General features: G+C 71.7%; 13 protein-coding genes and 1 pseudogene. 4 read left to right on the top strand and 10 right to left on the bottom strand.

The annotated features are described in order from the left end of the window. Positions 1–15: 15 nt before the first annotated feature. Together ACFYO9_RS30165 and ACFYO9_RS30160 are read right to left on the bottom strand one after the other, a co-directional pair. On the bottom strand, positions 16–1,125 hold the full coding sequence (locus ACFYO9_RS30165) for a hypothetical protein (RefSeq protein ID WP_358776454.1): 1,110 nt from the start codon (positions 1,123–1,125) through the stop codon (positions 16–18). Further along, complete coding sequence (locus tag ACFYO9_RS30160; protein WP_358776452.1) at positions 1,122–2,180, bottom strand: hypothetical protein; 1,059 nt, start codon at positions 2,178–2,180, stop codon at positions 1,122–1,124. Before ACFYO9_RS30160 ends, ACFYO9_RS30165 begins: the two co-directional genes overlap by 4 nt. Before the next feature lie 201 nt (positions 2,181–2,381). Between ACFYO9_RS30160 and ACFYO9_RS30155 the strand changes: the two genes are divergently transcribed. Then, positions 2,382–2,855: an ATP-binding protein gene (locus ACFYO9_RS30155; RefSeq protein WP_388666704.1), complete on the top strand. Its 474-nt coding sequence runs from the start codon at positions 2,382–2,384 to the stop codon at positions 2,853–2,855. A gap of 61 nt (positions 2,856–2,916) precedes the next feature. Here ACFYO9_RS30155 and ACFYO9_RS30150 read toward each other — a convergent pair whose 3' ends face one another. Beyond that, positions 2,917–3,429: a helix-turn-helix domain-containing protein gene (locus ACFYO9_RS30150; protein ID WP_358776576.1), complete on the bottom strand. Its 513-nt coding sequence runs from the start codon at positions 3,427–3,429 to the stop codon at positions 2,917–2,919. A 326-nt stretch (positions 3,430–3,755) separates the two neighbouring features. Here ACFYO9_RS30150 and ACFYO9_RS30145 point away from each other — a divergent pair, with 326 nt between their 5' ends. Further along, entirely contained in the window at positions 3,756–4,715 is a 960-nt protein-coding gene (locus tag ACFYO9_RS30145; protein ID WP_355815508.1) for a chlorophyllase, read from the top strand. Between the two features lie 55 nt (positions 4,716–4,770). Here the strand turns inward: ACFYO9_RS30145 and ACFYO9_RS30140 are convergent, their stop codons facing one another. Together ACFYO9_RS30140 and ACFYO9_RS30135 are read right to left on the bottom strand one after the other, a co-directional pair. Next, on the bottom strand, positions 4,771–5,967 hold the full coding sequence (locus ACFYO9_RS30140; RefSeq protein ID WP_355815511.1) for a fused response regulator/phosphatase: 1,197 nt from the start codon (positions 5,965–5,967) through the stop codon (positions 4,771–4,773). Further along, positions 5,964–7,574 carry an ATP-binding protein gene (locus ACFYO9_RS30135; RefSeq protein ID WP_355815514.1) on the bottom strand — a complete coding sequence of 537 codons (1,611 nt, stop codon included), beginning with the start codon at positions 7,572–7,574 and terminating at the stop codon, positions 5,964–5,966. Before ACFYO9_RS30135 ends, ACFYO9_RS30140 begins: the two co-directional genes overlap by 4 nt. A gap of 108 nt (positions 7,575–7,682) precedes the next feature. On the opposite strand from ACFYO9_RS30135, the gene ACFYO9_RS30130 reads away from it, so the two are divergent. Further along, positions 7,683–8,453, top strand: coding sequence for a response regulator (locus ACFYO9_RS30130; RefSeq protein ID WP_355815517.1), 771 nt, complete (start codon positions 7,683–7,685; stop codon positions 8,451–8,453). Positions 8,454–8,551: 98 nt separating this feature from the next. Here ACFYO9_RS30130 and ACFYO9_RS30125 read toward each other — a convergent pair whose 3' ends face one another. From ACFYO9_RS30125 to ACFYO9_RS30110, 4 genes and pseudogenes are all read right to left on the bottom strand, one after another. After that, positions 8,552–8,923: a hypothetical protein gene (locus tag ACFYO9_RS30125; RefSeq protein ID WP_355815520.1), complete on the bottom strand. Its 372-nt coding sequence runs from the start codon at positions 8,921–8,923 to the stop codon at positions 8,552–8,554. A gap of 40 nt (positions 8,924–8,963) precedes the next feature. Then, a pseudogene (locus ACFYO9_RS30120) lies at positions 8,964–9,814 on the bottom strand (aldo/keto reductase). A 175-nt stretch (positions 9,815–9,989) separates the two neighbouring features. Beyond that, a complete protein-coding gene (locus tag ACFYO9_RS30115; RefSeq protein ID WP_355815527.1) occupies positions 9,990–11,231 on the bottom strand; it encodes a serine hydrolase domain-containing protein in 1,242 nt (413 codons plus the stop codon). A gap of 200 nt (positions 11,232–11,431) precedes the next feature. After that, positions 11,432–12,244, bottom strand: coding sequence for a maleylpyruvate isomerase family mycothiol-dependent enzyme (locus ACFYO9_RS30110; RefSeq protein ID WP_355815530.1), 813 nt, complete (start codon positions 12,242–12,244; stop codon positions 11,432–11,434). A 174-nt stretch (positions 12,245–12,418) separates the two neighbouring features. Here ACFYO9_RS30110 and ACFYO9_RS30105 point away from each other — a divergent pair, with 174 nt between their 5' ends. Further along, complete coding sequence (locus ACFYO9_RS30105) at positions 12,419–13,339, top strand: LysR family transcriptional regulator (protein ID WP_358776449.1); 921 nt, start codon at positions 12,419–12,421, stop codon at positions 13,337–13,339. A 159-nt stretch (positions 13,340–13,498) separates the two neighbouring features. On the opposite strand, the gene ACFYO9_RS30100 is transcribed toward ACFYO9_RS30105, so the two are convergent. Then, a complete protein-coding gene (locus ACFYO9_RS30100; RefSeq protein ID WP_358776447.1) occupies positions 13,499–14,287 on the bottom strand; it encodes an SDR family oxidoreductase in 789 nt (262 codons plus the stop codon). Between the last annotated feature and the right edge of the window lie 65 nt (positions 14,288–14,352).

The following is a 14,352-nucleotide window of genomic DNA, read 5'->3' as shown; positions in this document are numbered from 1 at the left end:
ACCAGGCCCTCGCTCTCACTCGAACCGCAGGATGCGCGGCGCGAACGTTCCCTCGGGGCCGTCCGCCCTGCCCACCGACCACACCGCCTCCGTGCCCGGCACCGGTGCGAGGCGCAGGGTCGAGGACTCGCCCTCACCGGCCACCGCCGGCTCGCTGTACGGGGTGAACGACTGCCCGTCCCAGGCGAGGAAGTCCGGCCCCGGCACGATCGGCGGGAAGGTCCCGGGCGCGCCCAGCTTCTGCGAGCGGGCCACCGACACCCAGCCCAGGCCGCCGGAGGCGGCGGGAGCCAGGGAGCTGACCGAGCCGAAGTCGGTGGGCACGTCCACATGGCTCCACGACGTCCCGTCCCAGCGGACCAGCAGGGGCGGGATCGGCTTGCCCGGCGGGCCGCCGACGAAGCCTGCCGTGCCGCCCGCCCACACCTCCGTCGGCGAGACCGCGAGGACGCTGCCCACGGACGAGCGAGGGAATCCGTCCACGATCGTCTGCTGCCACGCCTGCCCGTTCCAGTGCGACACGGCGGCGCCCGACGCGGTGTCGCCCGCGGCCCACACGTCGTCCGCCGCCAGGACGTGCAGCCCGTACACGGACCCCGGCGGCACCGGCACGTCCTGCCAGCCGCCACCGGCCCGGCGCATCAGGACCTGCGCGCCGCCGCGCGAACCCATCAGCCAGGTCTCGCCGCCACCGGCGAAGACCTTGGTCAGGGTGGTACCGGCCGGTGGCCGGCTCTCGTGCCAGGCCTTGCCGTCGAAGCGGAGCAGACGGGCGGCGCCCGCCGTGTCACGGCCCGCCGCCCAGGCCGAGGTGGGTGAGGTCGCCGCGATGGAGAGCAGCTCCCCCTGCCACCGGGTGCCGGGCAGCGACTGGCGTCGCCAGTTCGTCCCGTCCCAGCGCAGCAGCAGCGGAAAGCCCGGCGCCTCGCGCCCCACCGCGTCGGTGCCCACCGCCCACGCCCCGTCCGCTCCGAACGCGACGGCCTCGTTCAGTCCGGCCTGCGGGCGCACCTGGGCCGGGACCGGAATGTGCCGCCAGGTCCGGGGTTCCGCCGCCGCCGATGCCAGGACGGTCACGACGGTCAGGGCGACGGCGAGGGCCGCGACGAGAAGTCTTCGCATCATGGTCGGCCTCCCAGCCGCTCGCTCATCAGGCTCGGCTTCGAGCCGTAGATCTCGACGGTGCCGAAGGACAGCAGGGAGCCCCCGGTCCTCGCCAGCGCGCGCGGGGCGACGTCGATCGCGTTCGTGCGCTTCGGTCCGTACGAGAAGGTGGTGCGGTCACCGTCGAGGCGCGCGTACCGGGACCGGAAGGCGCGGTCGCTGCGCACCGGCAGCCACAGGGCGCCGTCCGGGCCGCGCACCATGGCCTCCGTGTAGGTGTCGCCCAGCGGTGGGTAGCTGGTGCGCCAGGCCCGCCCGTCCCAGGTCATCAGGTACGTGCGGGCCGCCCCGTCCACGTACTGGCTGCCCCCGATCGTGGCCCGCCCCGCGGGTTCGAGCAGGATCGTGTGCACGTTGCTGTTGGACGGCAGCGGCACCTTCGCGTCCCGCCATGCCGTGCCGTCCCAGCGCAGGATCGCGGTGCCGGTGTCGGTGTCGGCCCACGCCCAGGCGTCGGTGGCGGTGCGCGCGGTGATCCCCATCAGGTACAGCACGCCGTCCGGCGTCGACTGGGTCGTCCAGCCCGAACCGTCGTAGTGCAGCACCTTCAGACCGGTGTCGTCCTCGCCGACCACCCACGCGGCGCCCGGCACCGCGGCGAAGTCCTGGTAGGTCCACAGGGTCCGCGGCAGCGGAACGGTGCTCCACACGCCGCCCGCCGACCGGCGCAGGATCTCCCCCTCGCCCGCGTGGTTGTGGAGGACCCACATCTGGTCGCCGACGAACTGCACCCTGCCGAGCCAGCCCGGCTCACCCGCCCCCGGGAAGGTCGTGTCCCGGCTCCACGCCGTGCCGTTCCACCGGTACAGCATCGGGAGCAGGCCGTCTGCGGTGTGCTCGTACCCCGTCGCCCACGCCTCGGCCGGGTCGCGGGCGGCGAGATCGGACACCGTCACGGGCGGGGCGGCCGCCGGCACCGGGAGCGCCGACCAGCCGGGGGTCGCGGCGACGGCCGGCGACACCGAAGCGGTACAGGCGAGCACGAGGCAGACGATGACCGCACGGAGACCGTTCACGAGACCCCCCAGAACGCGCCGGTACGCGAGAGTCGCACAGGCTATTGGCGTTCACGCGCGATGAACAGGGCCGCATCCGGCCGATGCGGGCGGAGGACGGGGCTCCGCGGAGGGAGCGAGAAAATCCGTGAAAATCACCTCGTGCCGAGACCACTGCCCCGACGATTTCCGGGTAGGCGGGGTCCTGTGAAACAGGAGTGCTTGGATGACAAGGCCGTCCGTGACCGGGCGGCGGGCGAGGGCGACCGGGAGTCGCTGGTGAGCGAGTTCCTATCGGTGTCTGCGGCGTTCGAGGACAGCGAGGAGATCGGTGCCGCCCGCGATCTGGCCCGCGGCTTCCTGACGGAAGTGCAGTCCGTGCACGGCCTTCCCGTGTCCGGCCGGGCGGTCGGCATGGTGGAGCTGGTGGTCAGCGAGCTGGTGACCAACGCCCGCAAGTACGCGCCGGGGCCGTCGCTGCTGACCCTGGACGTCCAGGGCGGCGCCGTCGAGGTGAGCGTGTGGGACAGCAGCACGGCTCTGCCCCTCATCCTGCCGCCGGATCCGAGCCGGGTGGGACAGCACGGGCTCGAGATCGTCATGGCCCTGTGCCAGAGCTTCGCGGTGCACCGCGAGCCCGTGGGCAAGCGGATCACCGCGGTGATCGCGCTGACGGAGAGCCCCGGCTGGTCGTAACCGGCGGCCACCGCCGCCCGGAAGAAGTACCCCCGCCGGTACGTGATGCCGCGCGCCGGCGTCAGGACGCCTGAAGCCCCCGCAGGAGAAGGGCGATCAGGCGGCGCGGATCGTAGCGGGGATCGTTGTCCCGCCCGACGCAGAGATTGCCGATCCCGCGCATCAGCTCGTAGGGCTGCGTCCCGGACCGGATGTCACCGGACTCGACCGCGGCGTCGAGCAGTTGGGCGCAGACGGGCAGCAGCCGGTCGAGGAAGTAGGCGTGCAGCGCGGCGAAGCGGTCGCTGTCGGACTGCAGCGCGTCGGCGAGCCCGTGCTTGGTGACCAGGAAGTCGACGAAGAGATCGATCCATTGGCGGAGCGCGTCGAACGGTGAGTCCGCGTCGGCCAGCAGGCTCGGACCGGCCTGCGCGCACGCCTCGATCTGATGGCGGTAGACGGCGGTGACGAGATCCGCCCGGGTCGGGAAGTGCCGGTAGATCGTCGCCATTCCGACGCCCGCGCGAGCCGCGATCTGCCGGATCGGCGCGTCCACCCCGGCGGTGACGAACACCTCCGCGGCAGCCTGGAGCACCGTCTGCCGGTTCCGCTGGGCGTCCGCCCGCTTGCCGCGGGGCGGGGTCGGTCCCGTACCGCTCTCCCCCGCACCGTCCTCCGTCGACGCACCGTCCTCCGTCACAGCTTCCGCACGGCCATCGGTGGCCACCACGCACCCCTTCTCGTCGACAGGCGTCGGTCGACATCGATCGATGTCGATTGACAAAGCGGAACAGCGCTCCGGATACTAAGTGGAGCGGCGTTCCGTTTCAGCTTAGCCGAAACGGCACCCCCTGCCCGTCGTGCCCGCCACCGGTCCAGGAGACCGGAAGGCGGCAGGCGTTACCCAAAGGGAGCCACCTCGTGAGCCCATCCACCCTTGCCGATGCCCAGGTCACGACCGTTCCGGTGCTGTCCTTCAGCCCGGTCGTCCTGCCCATAGCCGGGCGCCCCGTCGACCTCCAGCTGCGCGTCACCGCGCCCGCGACCGGAACCGGCCTGCCCGTCATCCTCCTCTCGCACGGTCACGGCCCCTCGAACCACCTCTCCTCGCTGCACGGCTACGCCCCGCTCGCCGACCGCTGGGCGGCCCTCGGGTTCGTCGTCATCCAGCCCACCCACCTGACCTCAAGGACCCTGGCCGAGCTGGTCGCCGATGCTCCCGGCGCCCCCGGCTTCTGGCGCTCGCGCGCCGCGGACATGAGCGACATCCTCGACCGGCTCGACGTCGTCGAGAACGCCGTGCCCCAGCTCGCCGGCCGTATCGACCCCGACAAGATCACCCTGGCCGGGCACTCGCTCGGCGGCTTCACCGCCTCCCTCCTCCTGGGCGCCGGTCTCACCGACCCCGAGACCGGGGACCTGGTGCGTCTCGCCGAACCCCGCATCAAGGCGGGCGTGCTGCTCGCCCCGCCCGGCAGGGGCGGCGACGTCTACAACGGACCCGCGGCCGAGCAGTGGCCGGCCATCGGGGCCGTCGACTTCACCACCATGACCACGCCCGCGCTGGTCGTCACCGGCGACAAGGACGACCCCCGGCACTTCACGGACATGGGCCCTGACTGGCACGCCGACCCCTACACGCTCGCGCCGGGCCCCAAGACCCTGCTCACCCTGTTCGACGCGGAGCACGGCCTCGGCGGGATCTCCGGGTACGACGCCGCAGAGACCACCGACGAGAACCCCGCGCGCGTGGCCGCCGTCGCCCGGCTCACCGCGGCCTACCTGCACAGCCGGCTCCACCCCGGCGCGCCGACCTGGCAGAACGCGGCCGAAGCGCTGACCACGGGACCCGACGCGGTGGGCCGGGTCGAGTCCAAGTAGCCGCGCCCCGGCGGCCGTCGGGTCACGTCACACCGGAACGGACCGGGCGGCCAGCTCATGCACGGCGGCTCGGCTGGTTCCCCCAGTCCAGGCGGAGCACCGCGAGGTCGTCGGAGTGCCGCCCCGCGTTCAGCGCGTTCGTCTCCTCGATGAGCAGGTCGACGTGGGCGGCCGGGTCCGCCGTCGGCAGGTTCCCGATCAGCGTCAGCAAGCCGTCCACGCCGAGCCGCTCGCCGGTGGCGCCGTTGTGCCCCTCGGTCAGCCCGTCCGTGTAGAGCGTCAGGGCGCCGGAGGCCGGCAGCGGGACGACCGTGGAGGGCCACTTGCGCAGCCCCGGGACGACGCCGAGGGCGATGCCGTGCGCGGCCGCCAGCTCCTGGGTCCCGTCCGGCGTGGTGAGGAGGGGCTCGTGGTGACCGGCCAGGTGGAGGGTGGCGGTGGCGGCGCCCTGGTCGAGAGTGAGGATCGTGCACGTGGCGAACAGGTTCTGGCTGCCGCGTTCCGCTATCAGGATGCGCTCCATCAGGTGCAGCAGTTCGTTGCCGCGATGCCCGCCGAGCACGAGCGAGCGCCAGGCGATGCGCAGGAAGACGCCCAGCGCCGCCGCGTCGGGGCCGTGCCCGCTGACGTCGCCGACGACGGCGTGCAGCAGTCCCTCCTCGCCCTCCACCACGTCCAGGAAGTCCCCGCCGAGCAGCGCCCACGCGGCGCCGGGAAGGTAGCGGGTGGTCACCCTCACCGTGGAGGTGTCGAGGATGGGCTGGGGCAGCAGGCCGCGTTCGAGGCGGGCGTTCTCCTCGGCCCGCAGCCGGACGGCCTGCGCCTCGGAGTTCGTCCGCTCGGTCCGGCTGCGGTAGACGGCGTAGCGCACCGTGCGGTGCAGCAGGTCCCCGTCGACCTTTCCCTTGACGAGGTAGTCCTGGGCTCCGGCGGCCATTGCGTTGGCGCCCGCCTGGGCCTCGGACAGCCCGGTCAGGACGATGACCGCGGTGTGCGGGGCCAGGCCGCGGACCGCGGTGACGGCGTCGATGCCCGACACGTCGGGCAGGTGCAGGTCGAGGAGGACGCAGTCGACCGATCCGCCGACCAGGTCGGCGCGGGCCTCGTTCAGCGTCGTACGGACGGTCAGCTCGCAACGAAGTCCGGTGTCGTGGAGGAGTTCCTCGACGAGCAGGGCGTCCCCCAGGTCGTCCTCGATCAGCAGGATCCGGTACAGCTGCCCGTCCGGAGCGGCCGGCATGACTGCGGTCATCGCGCGGGCTCCGCGTCGGTGCGGCGGGTCGCCTCCGGCAGGGTCGAGGGGCCGTGGTTCTCCGGCGGTTCGGGCGCCAGCGTGAAGGTGATGCGTGCGCCCTTCGCGTAGTCGGGGTCGACGCCGATGGTGCCGCCGTGGAACTCCACGATCTTCTTGCACATCGCGAGGCCGATGCCGCTGCCGGAGTAGGTGTCCTTGGTGTGCAGCCGCTGGAAGATCACGAAGACCTTCTCGGCGTACTCCGCTTCGATGCCGATGCCGTTGTCGGTGACGGTGAACCGCCACAACTCGCCTTCCTCGGCCGCCGTGACGTGGATCTCCGGCGCCACTCCCGGCCTGCGGAACTTGACGGCGTTGCCGATTAGGTTCTGCCAGAGCATGCCCATCTGGGTGGGGTCGGCGACCAGCGTGGGGAGCGGGTCGTGGGTGATCGTCGCCTCGGACTCCTCGATGCTCACGCTCAGCGCGGACAGCGTCCCCTCCAGCACGGTGTCGAGGTCGACGCTCTGGTGGGCGTGGTGCAGCCGGCCCACCCGGGAGAAGTCCAGCAGATCGTTGATGAGGGTCTGCATGCGGTTCGCCCCGTCGACCGCGAAGTCGATGTACTGGTCGGCCCGGCTGTCCAGTTGTCCGGCGTAACGGCGCTGCAGGAGCTGGGTGAAGCTGGAGACCTTGCGCAGCGGCTCCTGCAGGTCGTGGGAGGCCACGTAGGCGAACTGCTCCAGCTCGGCGTTGGAGCGCTGCAGATCCGCGGCCTGTGCGTCGAGGCGCAGCCGCGCCTCCTCACTGAAGGCCAGCTCCCGCACCAGGCGTCGGCGCATGAAGTCGATCTCGCCGCTGAGGTGGCGCAGGTCGGCGGGTCCCGTCGGGGTGATGGGGTGGTCGAAGTCACCGCCGGCGATGGTGCGGGCCTCGGCGCCGAGTTGTTCGAGCGGCCGGTTGATGCCGCGCCGCAGCCCCTCGAAGATGAGCGCCGTCAGCAGCAGGATGACCAGGCCGATGGCGGAGAACACCCAGTTGCGCAGGGTGATGTTGGCCATCAGGTCGTCCCTGACCTGGGCGCGCTCCGAGCGCAGCCGCTCCTGCTGGCGGTCGAGGGCCTTGCGGACGTGGTCGAAGGACTCCTTGCCCTCCGCCGCCCGGTCCATCGCCAACTGCGAGGGCGCGCCGGACGGTTCGGCGGCGACCGGCCGGGCGATCCTGTCCTGCCAGCGCGCCATGGCCTTCTGCACGGCCTTGAGGTCGTTCTCGCCCGCGGTGTCGCCGTCCAGCAGGGCCTGGAGCCGGCGGGCGTTCTCCCGCTGCTCGGCGACCCCGCGCCGGTAGGGGTCTATGAACGCGGGCGTTCCGGTGAGGCCGTAACCCCGTATGCCGGTCTCCTGGTTGAGAATGGCGGCCTCGAGGCGGATCGCGGTGGTCAACGTGGGAGAGCGCACATCCACCAGATCTTCGCTGATGGCCGCGGTACGCGCGAGAACCCATGCTCCCGTGACGCCGAGCAGCGCCAGAACCACCAGGGACGCGGCCACTCCCACGCGGAGCCACCTTCGGGTCGTCCACGTAGAGAGCGTCCGCATGCCCGGTTGCCTTTCCTCGCCGGTCATCCTGTGGACTCCTTGTTGCGAAAGCCGCGCCGGATGTGCGGCCCGCACACTCTAAGGGCTGACAACAGTTGTTGTCGCCAGCGGTCCCGGGGACCTAGAGTGCCTGACATGTCAGGCAAGCACTTCGAGTTGCGGGCGACCCCGCAAGAGACGGCCGCCATCGCGGACACGGCGGTCGGCGACGTCGCGCAGCGCCTCGCCTGGCAGTTGCTGGACGGCCCCGCACAACCCGCGTCGAACGACCCGGCGCAGGCCCTGTTGCTGCTCCACGTGCTGGACCACCTTCAGCAGGCCACCGAGCGACTCCAGCGGGAGGCGGCCGGGGCCGCCGCCCAAGCCGGTGCCGGGTACCCCCAGATCGGCGCCGCATGCGGCATGACCCGCCAAGGCGCACGACGCCGCTGGCCGGGGCTCTTCAACCACTCCCACGAGAAACGCACGGAGCGTTCCATGATGACGACCCCCGCCCGCCCCTTCGACGTCCTGCTCGTCGAGGACGACGTCGCCGACGCGATGCTCATCGAGGAAGCCCTCTCCGAGCGTGGGGCGCGCAACCTGGTCCAGGTCACCGACGGGGTCGCCGCGCTGGAGCACCTGCGCACACCGGGCGCACCGCGTCCCGACCTGATCGTCCTCGACCTGAACATGCCCCGGATGAACGGCCGGGACCTGCTGAAGGTCCTCAAGGCCGACGAGGACCTGCAGACCATTCCCGTCGTCGTCCTCACCACGTCCACCGCCCCGGAGGACGTGACCGGCGCGTACAGCAGTCACGCCAACGCGTACGTGACGAAGCCGGTCAACCTCGAGGAGTTCGAGACGGCCGTCCAGAGCATCGACGCCTTCTACCTCGACACGGCGGCGCGCCCCCGCCCCTGAACCCCGCGCGGCCCGGTCCACGGGGCCGCCAGGATCGCCGACGGGCGGCCGCGGATCCCTCCGCGGCCGCCCCGTCGGCGTGTGCTCCTCGTACCCCCCTAGTCCTCGCTCTCGTCGCTCTCGTCGCTGTCCTCGTGCTCGAAGTGCAAGGCGATGGACCGGAGCACGTCCGCGGACGACACCTCCGTGTGCCCCTCGTCGTGGACCTCGGCCAGCTGGGCGAAGGAGAGGGCGAAGGCGGAGGTGATCTGTTCGATGACGGGTCCCAGCTCCTGCCCCACCACCGCGGCCACTTCGATGGGGGTCGCGTCGGAGGGGATCTCGATGCGTGGCAGCATCTCCTCGAGCATCGCCCCCACCGCGCCGCTGTTCTCGATCTCGCCGTCCGGGTTCTCGCGGGCCTGGCGGCGCATTTCCAGCGCCTCGGTCAGGATGCCGACGACTCGTTGCATGATCTCGCGCTGCTCCATGCCTGGAAGCCTAAACGCTGGCGGAACGGCGATGGCCGGTTCAGCCGTCCATGCGTCGCCGGGCGAGTTGGGCGACCATCTCGGGGTCGTGGTGGTCGAAGAACAGCGACTCCCCGGCGTCGAGCGTGCTGATCTGGGCCATCTGGTGGTCGGAGAGTTCGAAGTCGAAGACGTCGATGTTCTCCGCCATGCGCTCCGCCCGGACCGACTTGGGGATCGCGACGATGCCCCGCTGGATCAGCCAGCGCAGGACGACCTGGGCGACGGACTTGCCGTACTGCCGGCCGATCTCCCGCAGCAGCGGGGTGGAGAACAGGTCGTTCCTGCCCTCCGCGAAGCCGCCCCACGACTGGAGCTGCACACCGTGCTCACGCATGAGGTGGTGGTCCGCGGAGCGCTGGAAGAACGGGTGGGTCTCGATCTGGTCGACCGCGGGCGTGACCTCGTTGTTGAGGATGAGGTCGAGCAGCCGGTCGGGGTAGAAGTTGGCGACGCCGATCGCCCTGACCCGGCCCTCCCGGGTGAGGGCCTCCATGGCGCGCCACTGCCCGTACACGTCACCGTAGGGCTGGTGCATCAGGTACAGGTCGAGGTGGTCGAGGCCGAGCCTGTTCAGCGAGGCGTCGAAGGCGCGCCGGGTGTTCTCCTCGGCGGGGGCGTCCTGGACCCACAGCTTGGTGGTGACGAACAGTTCCTCGCGCGGGATGCCACTGCTTCTGATCGCCCGTCCCACGGCCTCTTCGTTGCGGTAAGCCTCGGCGGTGTCGAGCAGCCGGTAGCCGGCGGCGAGCGCCTCGGTGACGCCCTCTCGGTGTCCTCCGGCGGGATCTGGTAGACACCGAATCCGAGGATCGGCATCTCGACGCCGTTGTCCAGGGTGACGTGCTGCATGCGCCTTCCTTCGGTTGCCGGGGCGGAGGCGGGCCGGCGGTTCCTCGACCGCTCATGGATCCACTGTGACCCGCGCTCCCGGCCCGCGCTCGCCCAGACGGCCGACCGGGCTGCGGACGGCTGCCTGCGGCGCTCATTGCCGCACGCTCACTTCCGCGCGCTCACTTCCGCGCGCTCACTTCCGCGCGCACAGCGCGTCGTCCACGAGCCGGTCGGTGCGGATGTCGCGGTCCTCCGACGCGAGATTGGTGGAGCGCATCACGATGACGCCGCGCCTGCCCTTGTCGACGAAGCCGTTGGAGTTCAGGTGGCCGAGGGTGGTGCCGCCGTGCCCCCAGTAGCCCCCTCCGCAGCTGAGCTGCGTCCAGAAGATGCCGAGGCCCATCCGCTGGACCAGTTTGCTGCCGTCGTCGGGGGCGGGCACGGTGTCGAGCATCTGCGCCATCTGTCGGGGCGCGAGCAGCTCGCCTCCGAGGAGAGCGCGCCAGAAGCGGGTCAGGTCGTTCGAGGTGGTGACGAGATCGCCCGCCGAGCCGCCCCAGGTCATGCTCACCTCGGTGCTGTCGACCAGCCGGCCGCCCGGCTTGAACTGCTGGTAGCCCTTGGCGTGCGGCCAGGGCAGGCCGGTGCGCGTGCCCGCGGAGAAGGTGTGCCGGAGGCCGAGGGGCTCGATGACGCGTCGGCGGACCTCGTCGCTCCAGGTGCGCCCCGTCACCTTCTCGATGATCATCCCGGCGAGTATGTAGTTGGTGTTCGAGTAGCCCCAGCCCTTGCCCGGCTCGAAGAGGGGCCGGTGCCGCAGCGCCATGTCGACGAGGTCGCGCGGCTGGACGCGGTCGAAGCGGTGCTTCTGGAACTCCTTCTCGTCGGTGAGGGGCAGGTCGTCGTCGTAGTCGGGCAGGCCGCTGGTGTGCTGGAGCAGCTGGCGTACGGTGATGCGTCCGCCGTCGTTGCCGTTGCCCTCGACCACTCCGGACAGCCACCGGTCGACGGTGTCGTCGAGCCGTATGCGCCCCTCGGCGACCAGCTGCAGCACGACGGTGGAGACGAAGGTTTTCGTGTTGCTGCCCATCCGGAAGTAGCCCTGGCGCGGCATCGGGCGGGCGGTGCCGCGTTCGGCGCTCCCGCTCCGTACCGAGGTACGGCGGCCGCCCTCCACGGCGGTCGCCTCGGCGCCGACCACTCCGTCCTTGCGGACGATGTCGTCCAGGCCCCGCTGGAGCTCCGCACGGCCATACCCTGCGCCCCGGCCCGGGTCCGACCGGGCCCAGGCGCCGGAGACCGGCATCGCCAGCGTCGCGGCGACGGCGATCACCGCGACCGATCCGAGGGCGACGCGACGCCGGGCAGAGGTGGGTCGGGGGCGGACGGCGGTGGTGCCATCGGCGTCGGGTGCGGAGCTTCGAGGCTGCGTCATGGCGGATTCCTCACATCGCTGGGGGGCGCACGGCGCCCGCCAACTCGGCTTCTGGCAGGTCGAGTTGGAGGCGCCGTACGAGCGGTCGACCGTGCGGCCACCTGACGATCATTGACCCATGCGGCAGCGGCGGACGGCCATGGAGGAACCCCCCTGAGGGGAGGTGCGGATAACCCCACCCTGTGGGGCGGGCGCCCGGGTCAGCCCCGCAGCCAGTCCCCCGCGCCCCAGACCCAGTCCGTGAACAGCTTCTCGTCCCCCAGGACTTCGATGCCGTCGGCGACGGTCGCGCTGCGGCGCCGGTAGAGGAGGAGCAGCAGGTCGGCGAGGGTGCCTCGGGCGGCGGCCGTGGCCTTGGCGTGGCCGTGGGACCAGGTGACCGGCTCCCCGGTGAGGTCGATCAGCCACTCCCCCGTCCCCTCGGGGGCGTCCGTCGCGTGCAGATGGAGCGTGCGGCCGGGGCCGAGCAGCGCGCGGTGCGCCTCCTCGGACGCGTAGGCCTGGGGCAGGGTGCTGAACTCCATCCACTCGTCGAGGCCGTCCAGCGCGACGTCCGCGTCGAGCGTGTACGGGACGCCCACCGCGGCCGTGGCGTCGAAGCGGTGCACGACGGTCTCGTACGTCATCCGGCGGGCCCAAAAGAGCGGGGTGCCGCCCGGAGCGACCGTCCACACCTTGACCTCGGGACCCGCCTCGCGCAGCGTCTGCGCGAACCGGGCGGCGCCTTCCGTGAGCCACGCGGAGAGCCCGGGGACGTCGTCGTCCGCGTCGGGCGTGACGGCGTTGACCTCCTCGTCGGGGACGGGCTCGGTGGCCCGGGTCCGCACCACCGTCTCGGCCCAGCGGTGCGCGCCGCCCACGTGGCGCATCAGGTGGGCGAGGGTCCAGCCGGGGCACCCCGGCACGGGGGCGGTGGCCTCGGCGCCGGCGACGGCGGAGGTCAACAGGGCGGTCTGGTCGATGATTCGGTCGGCGTAGCGGTCGTGGACCGCGGCGGGGCTCGGACGCGTCATGCCGTCACGGTAGACCACGGCCCTCGGCGTACCGGGCGCGTTCCAGCGGTAGTTGAGGTTGCGTGCCGCCGCTTTGAGGACGCGCCGCGCGGATGCAGGGCGCCTTCGACCTATCATGACGACGTTGGCGCAGGAACACCGCAGGTCACTGCAGCGAGAGGGGCGGGGAACCCGATGAGCCTTCGTCAGTACGAGTACGCGCTCGCCGTCGCCGAGGCGGGCTCCGTGACGGCCGCGGCCGAGCAGCTGCACGTCGCCCAGCCGTCGATGTCCCAGCAGATCCGCGGCCTGGAGCGGGAGCTCGGCGTGCAGTTGTTCGCCCGGACGCCGACGGGTCTCGTGCCCACCGTGGTCGGCCGGGCGTTCCTGCGCGAGGCGCAGGTCGCGGTGAGCGCGTCGCGCCGGGCGCGGGCCACGGCGCGGGCCGGGGCCGACGAGCTCACGGGCGAGTTGACGGTCGCGGTGCAGATGGGCTTCGGCACGCGACAGCTGCCGGGCGCGCTCGCGGCGCTGCGGCGCCGCTATCCGCGGCTGGAGGTCACCGTCTTCGAGGAGCAGAGCTCCGCCGAGCTGGACCGGCTGTGCGGCAAGGGTGTGCTGGACCTCGCTCTGATGGCGGCCTGTGAGCGGACCCTCGCCGACGCCCACCGCCTGGGTGAGGAGGAGTTCGTGGTGGTGCTGGGCGACGGGTGCGCGCAGCTGGCCGCGGACCGGGTCGAGCTGCGCGATCTTGGCGGTGAGCCGTGGGTGAGGTTCGACCGCGACAGCGCGCTCGACGGCGTCCTGCTCAGCGTGTTGCGGGAGAACGATCTGGCGCCGGTCACGGCCGCCCGTGTCTCCCAGACGGCCACCGCCGTGCGCTGGGCGGCCCACGGGCTCGGGGTGACGCTTGTCCCGGCCTCCGCGGTGCCGCAGGGGTACGAGCACCTCGTGCGTCCGGCGTCACCGGCCGTGTTCCAGCCCGTCATCGCCGTACTGCGGCAGGAGGCGGGCCCGGCGGAGACGGCGCTGCTCGAACTCCTTCGTGAGGAGAACTGGTCCGAGTCCCGCTCGCCGTCCGCTTCCGGTTCCGCTTCCTTGTCGGCGGTGTCCTGACGGCCGAAAGGTGGGCGGGCGTCGCCGAGTTCTTCGCTCTTCCGTCGAATTCCGAGTCGCCGAATTGCGAGTCTCCCATCACCACATCAGGAATGGGGATTCACTTCTGCCGACAAGAAATGCGGAGGCATACCGGCGACGCCCATCGCCCTCTCCCCGTCAGCCCCGGGGGAATTCACCCCCGTCCACCACGAGATTGCTCGCCGTCAGCCAGCTCGCCCGGTCGGACACCAGGAACAGCACCGCCTGGGCGATGTCCTCGGGCAGTCCGTCGCGTCCCAGCGGCGTGCTGTCGTCGGCCTGGGTCATGGCCGGGCCCCCGCCCGTGCGTGCGGACACCTCCGCCCACTGCTCCCGCGTCTCCACGCCGCCGGGGGTGGCGGTCCTGCCCGGAGACACCGTGTTGACCCGGATACCGAACGAGGCCAGTTCCAGGGCCAGTCCCTTGCTGTAGTTCTCCAGGGCCGCCTTCGCCGCCGTGTAGTGCAGGAACGGCCCCAGCGGGGTGAGGACCGCGGCCGAGGAGACGTGAATGATCGCCCCGGACCGCCGCTCCCGCATCCCCGGCGCGAGCAGCGCGTCAAGCCGCACCGCCGCCAGGAAGTTCAGGTCCAGCGCGTCCTGCCACTCCTCGTCCGGGATGGCCGTGACACCCTCGTACGGCCGCGCTCCGCCCGCGTTGTGCACGACGATGTCGATGCCGCCGAGCTTCTCCTCCGCGGCCGAGGCGAGCGCCTCCACGCCGCTGTGCGTCCCTACGTCGGCCTTCACAAAAGTGGCCCCCTGCGGCAGCGTGCTCGTCTCCGACCTGGCGGTCGTGAGCACCTCGGCGCCGGCGTCAAGGAGATGACGTACGACGGCGGCGCCGATTCCGCGAGTACCGCCCGTGACCAACGCCCGCTTTCCCGCGAGTTCCTGCGTACGCTCAACGCTTTCCATTGTGGTCATGCCACCGGCCCTCTCAATTCCGTATGTGTTCCCGCTGCGATGTATTGACCGTACGTCCGGGCAAC

This window comes from Streptomyces sp. NPDC005863 (assembly GCF_042871345.1).
Lineage (GTDB): Bacteria > Actinomycetota > Actinomycetes > Streptomycetales > Streptomycetaceae > Streptomyces.
This window is presented reverse-complemented; position numbering and strand designations above follow the sequence as displayed.

What these genes read in the sequence shown, in the direction of transcription:
- ACFYO9_RS30165 (WP_358776454.1), bottom strand. Translation starts at nt 1,125, where the DNA reads ATGATGCGAAGACTTCTCGTCGCGGCCCTCGCCGTCGCCCTGACCGTC.
- ACFYO9_RS30140 (WP_355815511.1), bottom strand. Translation starts at nt 5,967, where the DNA reads ATGACCGCAGTCATGCCGGCCGCTCCGGACGGGCAGCTGTACCGGATC.
- ACFYO9_RS30135 (WP_355815514.1), bottom strand. Translation starts at nt 7,574, where the DNA reads ATGACCGGCGAGGAAAGGCAACCGGGCATGCGGACGCTCTCTACGTGG.
- ACFYO9_RS30130 (WP_355815517.1), top strand. Translation starts at nt 7,683, where the DNA reads ATGTCAGGCAAGCACTTCGAGTTGCGGGCGACCCCGCAAGAGACGGCC.
- ACFYO9_RS30125 (WP_355815520.1), bottom strand. Translation starts at nt 8,923, where the DNA reads ATGGAGCAGCGCGAGATCATGCAACGAGTCGTCGGCATCCTGACCGAG.
- ACFYO9_RS30115 (WP_355815527.1), bottom strand. Translation starts at nt 11,231, where the DNA reads ATGACGCAGCCTCGAAGCTCCGCACCCGACGCCGATGGCACCACCGCC.
- ACFYO9_RS30110 (WP_355815530.1), bottom strand. Translation starts at nt 12,244, where the DNA reads ATGACGCGTCCGAGCCCCGCCGCGGTCCACGACCGCTACGCCGACCGA.
- ACFYO9_RS30105 (WP_358776449.1), top strand. Translation starts at nt 12,419, where the DNA reads ATGAGCCTTCGTCAGTACGAGTACGCGCTCGCCGTCGCCGAGGCGGGC.
- ACFYO9_RS30100 (WP_358776447.1), bottom strand. Translation starts at nt 14,287, where the DNA reads ATGACCACAATGGAAAGCGTTGAGCGTACGCAGGAACTCGCGGGAAAG.